This window comes from Paenibacillus sp. JT22N7, from assembly GCF_059383875.1.
Genome location: NZ_JBXENY010000011.1, coordinates 227,456 through 240,197, shown reverse-complemented (window position 1 = coordinate 240,197; position 12,742 = coordinate 227,456). Strand labels below are relative to the sequence as shown.

The 12,742-nt window shown below is 47.5% G+C and carries 13 protein-coding genes; 9 read left to right on the top strand and 4 right to left on the bottom strand.

Going from position 1 to position 12,742, the window contains the following annotated elements:
• Positions 1–306: 306 nt before the first annotated feature.
• The 3 genes from AC50Y5_RS26820 (at position 307) to fliB (ending at position 4,115) form a co-directional block, all read left to right on the top strand.
• A complete protein-coding gene (locus tag AC50Y5_RS26820) occupies positions 307–1,548 on the top strand; it encodes a helix-turn-helix domain-containing protein (RefSeq protein WP_056043911.1) in 1,242 nt (413 codons plus the stop codon).
• Between the two features lie 94 nt (positions 1,549–1,642).
• Positions 1,643–2,707, top strand: coding sequence for an ABC transporter substrate-binding protein (locus AC50Y5_RS26815; RefSeq protein ID WP_494864257.1), 1,065 nt, complete (start codon positions 1,643–1,645; stop codon positions 2,705–2,707).
• 178 nt (positions 2,708–2,885) lie between these two features.
• Complete coding sequence (fliB, locus tag AC50Y5_RS26810) at positions 2,886–4,115, top strand: flagellin lysine-N-methylase (protein ID WP_494864256.1); 1,230 nt, start codon at positions 2,886–2,888, stop codon at positions 4,113–4,115.
• Between the two features lie 48 nt (positions 4,116–4,163).
• Here the strand turns inward: fliB and AC50Y5_RS26805 are convergent, their stop codons facing one another.
• On the bottom strand, positions 4,164–4,454 hold the full coding sequence (locus tag AC50Y5_RS26805; RefSeq protein ID WP_494864255.1) for a hypothetical protein: 291 nt from the start codon (positions 4,452–4,454) through the stop codon (positions 4,164–4,166).
• Between the two features lie 30 nt (positions 4,455–4,484).
• Positions 4,485–4,850 (bottom strand): hypothetical protein, encoded by a 366-nt coding sequence (locus AC50Y5_RS26800; protein WP_494864254.1) that lies wholly within the window; start codon positions 4,848–4,850, stop codon positions 4,485–4,487.
• A gap of 244 nt (positions 4,851–5,094) precedes the next feature.
• Between AC50Y5_RS26800 and rbsK the strand changes: the two genes are divergently transcribed.
• The 4 genes from rbsK (at position 5,095) to AC50Y5_RS26780 (ending at position 8,711) form a co-directional block, all read left to right on the top strand.
• Positions 5,095–6,006 (top strand): ribokinase, encoded by a 912-nt coding sequence (gene rbsK, locus AC50Y5_RS26795; RefSeq protein WP_494864253.1) that lies wholly within the window; start codon positions 5,095–5,097, stop codon positions 6,004–6,006.
• A gap of 28 nt (positions 6,007–6,034) precedes the next feature.
• Positions 6,035–7,018 (top strand): LacI family DNA-binding transcriptional regulator, encoded by a 984-nt coding sequence (locus AC50Y5_RS26790; RefSeq protein WP_494864252.1) that lies wholly within the window; start codon positions 6,035–6,037, stop codon positions 7,016–7,018.
• Positions 7,019–7,218: 200 nt separating this feature from the next.
• Positions 7,219–8,118, top strand: coding sequence for a hypothetical protein (locus AC50Y5_RS26785; RefSeq protein ID WP_056043890.1), 900 nt, complete (start codon positions 7,219–7,221; stop codon positions 8,116–8,118).
• On the top strand, positions 8,115–8,711 hold the full coding sequence (locus AC50Y5_RS26780; protein WP_494864251.1) for an SMI1/KNR4 family protein: 597 nt from the start codon (positions 8,115–8,117) through the stop codon (positions 8,709–8,711). The genes AC50Y5_RS26785 and AC50Y5_RS26780 overlap by 4 nt, the downstream gene beginning before the upstream one ends.
• A gap of 133 nt (positions 8,712–8,844) precedes the next feature.
• Here the strand turns inward: AC50Y5_RS26780 and AC50Y5_RS26775 are convergent, their stop codons facing one another.
• Together AC50Y5_RS26775 and AC50Y5_RS26770 are read right to left on the bottom strand one after the other, a co-directional pair.
• Entirely contained in the window at positions 8,845–9,666 is an 822-nt protein-coding gene (locus AC50Y5_RS26775; RefSeq protein WP_056043884.1) for a PPK2 family polyphosphate kinase, read from the bottom strand.
• 130 nt (positions 9,667–9,796) lie between these two features.
• The gene (locus AC50Y5_RS26770; RefSeq protein WP_494864250.1) at positions 9,797–10,693 is read right to left on the bottom strand and encodes a LysR family transcriptional regulator; all 897 of its coding nucleotides are present in this window, start codon (positions 10,691–10,693) and stop codon (positions 9,797–9,799) included.
• 136 nt (positions 10,694–10,829) lie between these two features.
• Here AC50Y5_RS26770 and AC50Y5_RS26765 point away from each other — a divergent pair, with 136 nt between their 5' ends.
• Positions 10,830–11,708, top strand: coding sequence for a DMT family transporter (locus tag AC50Y5_RS26765; RefSeq protein ID WP_056043880.1), 879 nt, complete (start codon positions 10,830–10,832; stop codon positions 11,706–11,708).
• Positions 11,709–11,771: 63 nt separating this feature from the next.
• Complete coding sequence (locus AC50Y5_RS26760; protein WP_056043878.1) at positions 11,772–12,734, top strand: alpha/beta hydrolase; 963 nt, start codon at positions 11,772–11,774, stop codon at positions 12,732–12,734.
• The last annotated feature ends 8 nt before the right edge of the window (positions 12,735–12,742 follow it).

The window sequence follows — 12,742 nt, the reverse complement described above, 5'->3', positions numbered from 1 at the left end:
TTTGCATAAACAATAAACCGCTTTTTCCATGCTGTTCTCCTCCTAAAATAATATAAGGCCTCTGCGTCAGAGGCCTTATAACAAGCTTACCAAACAATTAATATATGTCCAGCAATTATTTAAATCTAATGGGACAAGCTATGCTGATGTAAAAAGGGAAAAGAGGTTGTACAGACTATTGATTTCGTATAAACTACAATTGATAACAATTCTCATTAAATGATTAGCAAGCAGAAAAGTGAACGCTAGCGCTAAGCTGTTGAAAAATATAAATGAAGAAGCTTCTTTAAAAAGGAGGACGCGAAAATGAGAAAACCAGCTTCCGTCCTGCAAGCGGACGGCGGTTACAGTTATTGGAAGAAACAGACCACTGAAGCAGAGTTCGAGCAGCAGGCCGCTGCTTTGAGCGAAAACGAAAACTGGCCTTCGGAAGCGAAAGCCATGATCGACCGAACCATCCATTATATGAATGAAAAATATGCGGAAGTCATGACCCGGCAGAAGCTGTCCTCCATCGCAGGCATGAGCCTATGGCATTACTCCCATCAATTCAAGCATTGGATCGGGCAAAGCCCCATTGATTATTTGAACAGCATCCGGATCAACAAAGCGAAGGAGCAGCTGCTGCATTCTAATTTGCGGATTAAGGAAATTGCCGAAAAGGTCGGCTTTGAGGATGAATTTTATTTCAGCCGTAAGTTTAAGAAAGCGGCAGGCATAACGCCAAAACAATATGCAGCGTGGACGAATACACGAATTGCTTCCTTTTCATTTCCCTATGCCGGACATTTGCTCGCTTTAGGCATTATTCCGTGTGCCGCACAGGTCGATCCGCAAAGGGACGTGCACCGCCATGCTTTTTTTCAGCATATTCCCTATCCGCTTCGACGATCCAAACGAATGGAGCCGGATTTAGTTGACTACAATCGCAGTGCGCTTCAGCAGGCTAGGCCCGAGCTCATTTTATGCGACGATATGGTGAATGAACAGATTATAGGCTCCATCGGCAAAATCGCCCGCACCGTCGTCATTCCTTGGCTTGAGCTAGACTGGCGGCAGCAGTTTAGGCAAATTGCAGCCCTGCTTGGCAAAGGAGAGGACGCTGCATGCTGGCTCGCGAATTATGATCAGAAGGCGGCTTATGCCGGGGAGCGGGTCAGGAAGCTTTTTCAAGGGGATACGATTTCAATTGTTCATCTCATGCAGGGACATATCGTTGTATATGGACGACGTAACGGAGGGGCTGTCTTATATGAGGATTTGAAATTAAACTGCCCTTATGACTTAGAAAACATATCGATTTTGCGTGAGATTAAGGAGCAGGAGATGCCTATTTTTACGGGAGATCGTCTGCTGCTTATTATTGATTCTGACCAAGCCTCTCAGCAAATGTGGCGGCAGCTTCAGCATAGCAGCGTATGGACAAAGCTTAAAGCTGTAAAAGCGGGAAATGTGCGGCGAATACAGGAATGCCCCTGGCTGGACTACTCCCCTTTTGCCCACAATCTCATGGTAGAACAGGTAGAAGAATTATTTAGAACGAACTAAACACGAATGTCCATGTTTTGCAAAGCGGCGGGAGCGTATAATACGTTTTGATCATTATAAGCCTGACCATTATTGTCAAAACGGAGGTTTCATCATGTATTTGCACCGTCATTCCTTCCTGTATATTGCTCTTGCTGCCGCTATTGTGCTGTTGTCAGCGTGTGGGAACAACTCAGGAAGCGGGCAGCCGTCTAGTTCGGCTTCTAACCCTGTCTCGACCGCTTCACCTTCCGCTTCTTCACCGGAGACTTCTTCCGATCAACAGCCGCTCAAGGTTACACATCCCTTCGGCACAACTGAGCTTCCAGCGGGCCCTGAGCGGATTGCTTCCATTAATTTGGAGGATATGCTGCTCGCTTTAAATGTACCGATGGTATTCGGAATGTCGATTGGCGAAGGCTATTATTTAAACGACAAACTTAAAGAGCAAGGTGCCACTTTGGAAATTTGGGGCGATAACCTGAATCTCGAAGCGATCGTTGCAGCTCAGCCGGATTTGATTATTGCGAGCACCGCGATTATGCAAGAAGGTTATGATAATCTTTCCAAAATCGCGCCAACCATCGTATACGATCGTGAGGATTGGAGAAATTCGCTTGCAGCTATTGGACAAGCGTTGGGTATGGAGGATCAAGCACAATCGGTCATCAGCGCTTATGATAAGCAGGCTGCGGATGCGAGAACAGCTCTGAACCCTATTCTATCGGAAGGCAAAAGTGCAGCTTTCATCCGCATGACCGCCAAAGATTCCCGAGTCTATTTCCCTAATTATATCGATGAAAAAACGCAAATCGAATGGCCAACCTATCCCGGCGTTCTATATAACGAGCTTGGAATAAAGCTGGATCCAACCGTTGAGAAGTGGCATCAGGAGCAGCCTAATTTTCAAAATGCGACGATTTCGCTGGAGATGCTGCCCGAATTGCAGGCTGACTATTTATTCGTTACGCTCGGTGGAGCCGGCAGCACGGACGAGGAAATTAAACAGGCGAAGGAAAGCTTCAGCGCGATTGAGCAATCCGCCGTGTGGAAATCGGTATCGGCCGTTAAAGCGGGCCATGTCATTTTCGTAAATGCAAGACATTGGATCAGCTCCGGCCCTCTAGCAAGCAGCATGAAAATGGATGATGTTGTGGCGGAGCTCGGTTCTTCTAATTAAATAGTTGAGCCAGCAAGCTATAAAAAATCCCGAGCATCCCCATTATGGAGTGTTCGGGATTTTTGCGTTGTAACTTTTAACTTAAATACAGCTTGACATGAATTTATTCTTCTTAATACACTATTTTTGAAATATATAATGTTTAAAACAAATAAGAAAGTGAGGTTTCAAGGTTCACATGACATCTCCACAACATAAAGTCCCAAAATACATGAAGCAGTTTGCTTGCATTGGTTCCGCCTGTGAAGATACTTGCTGCGCTTGGTGGGGGATCAGTATTGATAAACATACCTACACGAAATACCAATCAGTAACCAATACTAGCTTAAGGCGCAAATTGAAGCAAAACTTATCCATTAAACCGCAGGGCAGCGTTCAAGATTATGCTGAAATGCAGTTGAACCCGAATACAGGCGATTGTGCCATGCTTGATCATGGAATGTGCTCGATTCAATTAGAACTCGGCGAATCATACCTGTCCCAAACATGCCGAACCTACCCCCGTGTCATTAATCAGGCAGGCAATGCCTTGGAAATGACGGCCCAGCTTTCTTGCCCGGAGGTGGCCCGATTAGTATTGCTTGATGAGCAAGCGATGGAATTAGTAAACGTCGATTTAGCTCACATTGGCTCCGTTACCTATAAACATAAAGCAGCCGCTACTCTGGATCCGAATCGCCCGGAGTTCTACTTTCCTGAAATACGCGAGATGATGATGGAGATTATGAAATATCGGGAATTCAGCCTGCCCCATCGCCTTATTCTGCTTGGTGTGTTCTGCGATAATGTCAACTTGCTGATGGATGAGAAAAAATATAAGGAGCTGCCACATTTATGCGTTCAGTTCAGGGAAGAGGTTGCCCACAACGATGAGCTGCGCAGTTATAATGTGTATCCGCTAGATCCTATTTTTCAACTGCAATATTTGAATAATTATTTGATGGATATTTTGGATGATACGATATGGAATGCCCGCTACCGAGAGTGTATCCATGATTATAAACAAGGAATGACGCGAAATGGAAGTTCATTGGAAGCAATTGCGGGTACCTACGATTACTCTTACGAGCATTATTACAAGCCATTTATGGATCAGCATGCGCACGTTTTAGAGAATTTCATTTTGAATCATTTATATAGCCGGATGCTTGCGGAAATGCATGTGAACATCCCCGTTTTTGACAGCTATCAAATGCTCGTGGCCGAATTTGCCATGATCAAGCTGCATCTTATCGGCATAGCTGCGCACCATCAGCAATTAACCGAGGAACTGACCGTAAAGCTCATTCAATCTTATACTAAAAACTATGAACATACCGCGCTGTTTCTTAAAAACATCCTCGATGATTTTAAAAAGCAAGGCTATCATACGCTAGGCTATATGAGCCTGCTCATTAAAAATGACTAAATAAAAAAGTTCCGAACCTCCACTGATAGGGGTCGGAACTTTTGTTATTTAGAGGCGACTCTCCAGCGGATCATAACGCACAAAAACAGGAAAATAGCGCGGAGCCATCGTAAAGCTAAACTGCTGCTCCGTATTGTCCTTATATGTAACCGTGTAATTACCATGGCCAGTATCATAAACAATTTTTATAAAAGTAAACTCGCTGCTCGCGTAATGAGAGCGAACATAGTAATGGGAAGCTGCCTTAGCCGCATTTTCCTGAAACAAGCTCGTATTAACGAGTAAAATAAGCAAGGCCATTATGACGATTAAAAAAAGAATAAAACGCTTGTACTGCATGTTACTCCTCCGCTTAAGCTTATGTAACAATTACGTGAACATGCTTGAAATATCATTCCATTGCGAGTGGTCAGGCAGCTTCTGTGCTCCCCAATATTCAAGAAACATTCGAACAATCTCGCCTTTATCCGTCGTTTTGTAATCATAGTGTTTGAACGAATCATCGGCATACACGAACCGGATTTCCACAACGAAGCCGCTCATGCCTTTCCCTTCGGTTGCAGCCTGCAAATAGATGCTGTTTTCCAGCGGCAAGCTCGGCTCAAGCACGATAAAATCCTCATAATCCGGTTCAAATCCATATATGATATCCGTGATAACCGACATATTAATCTCTTCTTTCTTAAATTCCCCATGATCCGTGATCAGCTTATATGTAAGTCCTGCATTCCCCATAAAAGCACCTCCCAGCCAAGGCCATTATGCCCCGGAACTCAAAAAACATGATTTCACAATTGTATCATACGGCTATAACCCGATAATATCAGTCTGCCGACTGATTATTTGCCTCAGCTATGCCAATAGAACTAGCTTCATCGTAAGGTTTGATAGTTGACAATGGCACACGGGCTATTTAAAATGAGAAGCAACCATGTGTAACCGATTACACATCACATAATCAAAAACAAGAGGTGTTCCTATGTCTCAAGCAAAAATTACCGTTATTGGCAGTTTGAATATTGATATGGTTACAGAAACGGATGTGATGCCGAATCAAGGGGAGACGTTGATTGGCAACGCTTTTTCCAGCTTTACAGGCGGAAAAGGTGCTAATCAGGCAGTCGCCTGCGCAAGACTTGGCGCTGCAGTTACAATGATCGGCTGTGTCGGCGAGGATACGATGGCGCAGCAGCTAAGGGACGCGCTTGGAGCTGAGGGGATCGATATGCAATATGTGAAAACGGTTCCTCATCAAGCTACCGGCATCGCTGCCATTACCGTCACCGAAGGAGACAATCGCATTATCGTTATTCCAGGAGCAAACCACTGCTTGCTTCCAGAAGATGTCCTTGCACTGAAGGATGTCATCGCTGCCTCAGATATGGTCATGCTGCAGCATGAAATCCCGCTTGAAACGGTCGAAGCTTCCATTAAGCTCGCGCATTCACTCGGCGTACCGGTTATTTTGAACCCGGCGCCTGCTGTGAGATTGGCGGAGGAATTGCTAGCCCAGCTGCATCTCATTACGCCAAATGAATCTGAGCTGGCTATTGTGACAGGTTTAGAGCGCCAGACTACGCCGGAATCTTTACTGGAGCAGTATCCGCATCCAATCGTAATGACAGCAGGCAGCAACGGCGCTTATTACAAATCGGCGGATGGGACGCAAGGACATGTAACGGGACATAAGGTCGAAGTTGTAGATACGACTGGTGCAGGCGATACGTTTAACGGTGCATTGGCTGTGAAGCTAAGCGAAGGAGCCGCTCTAGAGGAAGCTGTCCAGTTCGCGGTTGCCGCAAGCGCACTATCCGTCACCAAGCTAGGTGCCCAAAGCGGAATGCCGCTCCGCAAGGATGTCGAAGCTTTCATCCAGCAAGCATCACACTAAAGCTCACTATTGAAAGGATCTAGCCCCTATGACCACGATCAGAGATGTCAGCAAGCTGGCTGGCGTATCGGTTGCCACTGTCTCTCGGCTGTACAATAAAAGCGGATATGTAAGCAAGGAAGCGGAAGCCGCCATTCAAGCCGCTGCCGAGAAGCTCAACTACAAGCCTAATACGATTGCCAGAAGCCTTGCGGGCAAAAAAACAGCTGCAGTCGCCTTAATGGTACCCGACATTTTGAACCCTTTTTTCCCGGAAATTGCCCGTGCTGCTGAGGATGCAGCCGCATCCCAAGGCTATACGCTCGTCCTTTGCAATACAGACAATAATCCCGACAAGGAAAAAAGGTATATTGAAGCGTTAATCAATAAACAAATTGATGGCATTATCGTTTCCTCTTATACGATTTCACCCGAGCAGATTATTGCCTTGCAAAAACGGTCGATTCCGATCGTCGTCATTGATAAAAGCTTTCCTGACCATCCAATTGTTACGATTACAGCAGCTAACCGCTATGGCGGACAACTCGCCGTACAGCATTTGCTGGACGCTGGCTGCGGCAAAATCGCCCATATATGCGGGCCATCGCATGTGCATTCTGCACGTGAGCGGACGCTCGCTTATGAGGAAATGTGCTCTGACCTGCCGTGGTTTACGCCTAGCCTAACCGCATTCGGCCACTTCAGCGTTGCAGGAGGCTACGAGGCAATGAAAAATATTTTTCGCCAGCATCCCGATGTGGACGGCGTATTCGCCGGCAATGACCTTATGGCCGCGGGAGCGCTTAAGGCGCTGCATGAGCTCGGCGTATCCGTCCCCTCCCAAGTGAAGCTAATTGGCTTCGACGGTGTTCGAATGGATATGGTATATCCTGAGCTGACCACCGTTTCCCAGCAAATTTATACGCTCGGCAGCACCGCTATGAACTATTTAATTCGCCTAATCAACAACGAGCCGATCGAGCGCTGCAACTATGAGCTGGAAGTAGCGCTGCTCCAGAAAGCTACGACCTAATTTCGGTATGCTGATTTCCGTTTACTGATTTCAATTTGCTGATATCAGCACAGATGAACCTTCGACTCCGCTTGTGCTGCTTGCGGACCTCGAAGGTTTTTTCATACATCCGTTAAACAGGAAATTCAAGGAATGGTATGGCATAATAAGAGATAACCTGGTGCCTCTGATTACTATTTTTTTTACAGGGGGAATTTACGATGCTTAGATCCATCTTTGAAACAGAAACGCTAGAGCAGCTGAACGAAGTCATTCAAGCGGCTCCGGTTATGGACGAGCTTCGCGAGCTGCTCATTGCCGAATATCATCGGCTTTTTCATTATGCCAACATCAAGCAGTGGAATGAGCTTGTACGTGTATGCGAGGCGCTTGCTATTACTGGCTGGGGAGCTTCTTTGACACCCGTAGAGGCAGTTGCGGAAAAATGGATCAACGGCTCCTTCTACACCGAGCTGCGCACCCGCACCTTCAAGCAGATCGAAGGCTCCTGCAAAGGCTGGAGCAAGCGGCAAGACAGCTTCGTCATCCATGAAGGCAGCGACAACAACGATTATGGCATTGCCGCCTTTGCTTCCCAGCGCAATCTGCTGCCGAAAAATCCGCTGCGCCTCGTCCGCTCCGGCAACTATCAGCTGTCAGCCAAGCCTTTCATAAACAGCCTGAGCGAGCTGCGGAGCGCACTGGATGAACATATGCGTCAGCAGCTTTACGGCGATTCTTTTAGCTACATCGGTATTTATTGCTTCTTTAGCCATCATGATGATGCCGAGCGTACGCTGCAGTATGAATATTTTCACGAGCAAAACGATGTTCCGGACGGGTTCGAGCAAGGGTATTACATAAAGCCGAAATTCGCTGTCGGCAAGCTGGCTTCCCGCAAGGGCGAGCTTAAACTAGAGGTGACCAGGCATTTTACGAGAGCGGAGGGAGAGCTGCCTTTACAGGAGCAGCAGCAGCTGTTTAAAGCGGATCTGCTCGTTATTGTGGACCTGCTGGAAGAGAAGCTGCGCAAGAAAAAGCTGAGCTACCGTGTAGATTTATTAAAGGAAGATTTAATTGATATTTTGGAAAAATGGACGACGAGGGGGAACGCTACATGAGCGTAAACCGTACATTAATGACGCAACTACAGCAATTCGCTTCCGTATTTGGAAGGCATGACATTGACCTTGGCGAGGTTTATTATCATGATGAGCCGCTGCCCGTTCAGGAGCCGCTTCCACTTGGAGAAGCGCTGCGAACCTTTTACAGCTGTATAGAATTGCAGGAGCATCCGATGATTGGCGGTGTTCTGGCCGTGCAATTTTTCCGTTTGCCGGAGCTGGAACGGGCGCAGCAGGGCTGGCGCTGGATTATGACGGCTTCCGGACTCGCTCCTGATCCGAAATGGCCGGATGGTTGGATCGTCTTCGCCGATTACAATGGCGATGCGCTTATCGTTGATTCGGCCGATCCGCAAGGGCCGGTATACGGCAGCATTCAGAAGCGGCATTCGCAAATCGCTGCCTCACTGTCCGACTTTTTCGCCATGACCACTGCATTGATGAAGGTCGAGGAAGAGGAATTTGAGCTCGATGCTACAGACGAGGATTCCGAAGTAAAGAGCGAGTTTATTGAACGCGCAATGGAGCTTGCCCCGGCGATTATAGGACGCGAGCATGGACAGCAATATTTGGATTTTTTCTTTAGCTAGCGATTGATTCGGCTTGTAAAAAAATAACTGGCCATGTACCGCGTTGTGATTTGCGATGCATGGCCGGTTATTTTCGTTTCGTAATTCATTAGGAACGCATTCATTAAAAACGCATCCGTTATAAACGCATCCGTTATGACCGCTCCTGCTCCTTGATTTCCTTCAGAAAAGCTTTCAGCTCCGGATTCGCTGGTGGGTCCTGTAGCTCCATGCTTCTCAAGGCGTCCACAGCAATGCGCAGCACGGCATAATTGCGGTACCAGCGATGGTCGGATGGTACGATATGCCAAGGCGCGTGCTTGCTGCATTTTTCAAACAGCTGCTCGTAATAGCCCTGATATTGTTCCCAGTATTTCCGCTCCTGGAGGTCCGACGGGTCAAACTTCCAATTTTTCGAAGAATCCTCGATTCGGCTTTTCAGCTTCTCCAGCTGAAACTCCTTGGAAATGTGCAAAAAGATTTTGACAACCTTAACCCCGCTATCCGCAAGCAGCGACTCAAAATGGTTAATATGCTTAAAGCGCCGCTTTGCCTCTTGGTCGGACACTGCACCATGTACCCTTGTAATCAAAACATCCTCATAATAAGAACGGTTGAAAATCGCGATTTGGCCCAGCTCCGGCACGTTGTTGTGCGCCCGCCAAATAAAATCATGCCGCTTCTCCACATCCGTCGGCGCCTTGAAGCTGTGAGCGGACACGCCCTGCGGGTTCAGCCCGGCAAACACATGCTTCGTTACGCCATCCTTCCCGCTGCAATCCATCCCTTGAATGACGAACAGCACCGCCTGCTCCTTCGCAGCCGCGAGCTTCTCCTGAAGCTGCTCCAATTCCTCCTTCAGCTTCAGCGCTTCCTTCTCCACCTCTTCCTTATGGTTAAAGGAACCTTTATCCTTTGGATTGATGCTGCTCAAAACAACCTTTTTATTCGCCATCTGCTCATGGTTTTTTGCCATCTGCTTCACGCTCCTTATGTACCAGTATTCCACTTTGTGCCAATCTTATCAATCTTGCACCTATCCAATATCTTACCCTGTAATTGAATTTTTGATAGACTTCACAGCGCTAATGGATTCCACACCTTAGTTATGCGTTAATGGCCTGCAATAGCTGCTGCTTGTCCAGCCATGATTGTACATGGGCAAGGAATCGCCTCGTAGCAGGCGAGCAAAACTTCATAGAATGGACGGCGATGCCAAGCGACCGAAAGCTTGGTTCTTCCAGCTCCATGACGTGGACATGATGCTTGCGCCCTTCAATTACGAGCTCGGGCAATATGCTAATGCCCAGTCCCTGTTCAACCATGGCAATAATAGCCGCATCATCACCCGCCTCAAATCTGACGTTTGGCGTAATCGCCGCCTTCTTAAGCACACGCCGAACGTCATGATCCGAGCCCGCTTTAGGAATAATGAAGGGTTCCTCTGCAAGCCGTGCAAGCGGAAAAAAAGCGGCTCCGCACATCGGATGATCCTGGGGCAATATGCACAGCATCCGATCTTCTTTTAGTGGGAACACCTCCAGCTTGTCACTCGTGGGCAAAGAGAAGAAACCGCAGTCGATTTGCCCCTCCTCCAGCCATTCCTCAACCTCCTGATAATCTCCCTCCATCAGCTTAAATTCAATTTGCGGATAATCGTTCAGGAAAGCTTTCACCATCCGCGGCAGCCAGTGGACGGATACGCTTGTGAACGTGCCGATACGAATCGTACCAGCCTCCAGCCCCCTGATTGCAGCGATCTCTTCTTGTAATCGAACATTGGCTTGCAGCACCTCGCGCATCGGCTGCAGCAGCCGCTCGCCTTCCGCTGTCAATTGAATGCCCGCACGGCTGCGCTGCAGCAGCCTAAAGCCGATTTCACTCTCCAAGCTGTTGATCGCGTGGCTAACGCCCGATTGGGTAAAACCGAGCGTTTCCGCCGCCTTCGTTAAACTGCCAAGCCGCGCAACCTGTACGAATATTTCATATTTATTAATGCTCATCCTGCGTCTCCTCTATTTACATGAGCATTTCTCATGCTTAAAATAAGAAATCCTCGTTATACTTATATATCAAACCCCAGTATACTAGGTTTCGGCCCATAAGCCTATTCTATTAAAGTCGGAGAAGATAAATCTCATGAAATCTAGAAACGCCGAATTACTCATCGTGCTCGCAACCGTATTTTGGGGCTGTTCTTACTTATTTATGAAAATAGGGCTTGAATCCATTGCTGCATTTAATTTAATTGCCCTGCGCTTCGGACTCGCCTTTCTGCTGACGTCTCTTCTCTTCTGGAAATCGCTGCGCAAGGTAGATTGGCGCACGATTAAATATAGTGCGATGCTCGGCTTCCTGCTATTCGCCGTTTTTGCCTGCATCATGTTCGGACTTAAGACGACTACGACGTCTAATGCCGGCTTCCTCGTTAGCATGACCGTCATCTTCGTTCCGCTGCTGTCGGTTCTGCTGTTCAAGCAGAAGCTTGCTCCATCCATGCGGCTCAGTGTTGTGCTGGCCCTTACCGGCATCGCGCTGCTGACGCTAAAACTGCCATTCAGCATCGGGGGTGGAGATATCCTTTGCATGCTGTCAGCTGCTTTTTATGCCCTTTATATTATATTAACGAACTCGGCGGCGAAAGCTTCAAACACGCTGAATCTGGGCATTTTACAGCTAGGCTTTGCGGGCGGTTTTGGCTTAATCGGCATGCTGCTGTTTGAGACCCCGACTTTGCCGCAAACGCCTGCCAGTTGGGGCGCTGTGCTTGCGCTAAGCCTTTTATGCAGCGGCTTTGGCTTCATTATTCAGCCCATTGCCCAAAAATACACGACACCAACGCGAACGGGGCTTATTTTCGCCTTGGAGCCTGTGTTTGCGGCAGCCGTAGGCTTTTGGTTTGCACATGAAATTTTGCCGCCGCAGGGCTATGTCGGAGCAGCGCTCGTGCTGCTTGCTGTCGTCGCCTCCGAAATAAAATGGCATCGGATTACGAAAATTGGCCGTTTCGACCTATAAGCCTGCATTGCTATTTATGAATTCATCCATTCATAATAGATAGCAGAATAGGAGCGATCAACGATGAACAATCAAAGGAATTACAATAATAACAGCAGCTACTGGGAGAGCTATCAACGATTTTTCCCTGCAGAAATACAGCTAAAAGAAAACAACCTGCCTACTGAAGAATGGTGGCAATGGAATAATGGTGAAATTCACTTAGATCGTTTGCTCGCACCCGAAAGTCCGCTCAAAATTGTACTCGTGCATGGCGCTGGAGGCAATGGCCGTTTATTCGCCCCTTATGGCAAGATGCTGCAAAAGTACGGCTATGAAATGCTTGCACCGGACCTTCCTCCCTATGGGCTCAGCCAATTAAGCCCTCCCTCCAAATCGATTCGTTATGAAGACTGGATTCAGCTTTTAGTTGATTTAGTTGAAAGCGAATATAAACGTGATGGCAAACCTATCGTACTGCTCGGCGCCAGCATTGGGGGCATGCTCGCCTATCATGTTGCTGCCCGTAGTCCATATGTGCAAGGTCTAATTGCTACAACCTTCGTAGATACTAGTGACGCTGCTATGCGCCTCCAGCTTGCCCCTAATAAATATGTAGCGGTGTATGGCAAATGGCTAATGGATGCATGCCCAATTTTACTAGATTCATTTCGGCTGCCTGTTTCCAAAGTATCGCGCATGAATCTAATAGCCAACCATCCTGAATTAGCCCAGCTTATTATGGAGGATCCCCGTGCAGCAGCAACCCGTGTGCCTCTTAAATTGCTAAGAACTTTTCTGAACATGACACCGGAAGTGCAGCCAGAAAACTTTAATTCCTGTCCTGTACTGCTGGTTCACCCAGAAGCCGATCCCATGACCCCGTATGCTTTTAGTGAAAGCTTCTATAATAGATTGGCTTGTCCGAAAAAGCTGGTGTTGCTGGAAGGAGCCGGACATTTTCCGATTGAACAGCCAGGACTTGAACAATTAAGTGCTGCTGTCCTGCAGTTTCTCGCTAATCTTGCCTCATCAACCGCCAAATAACACAACTC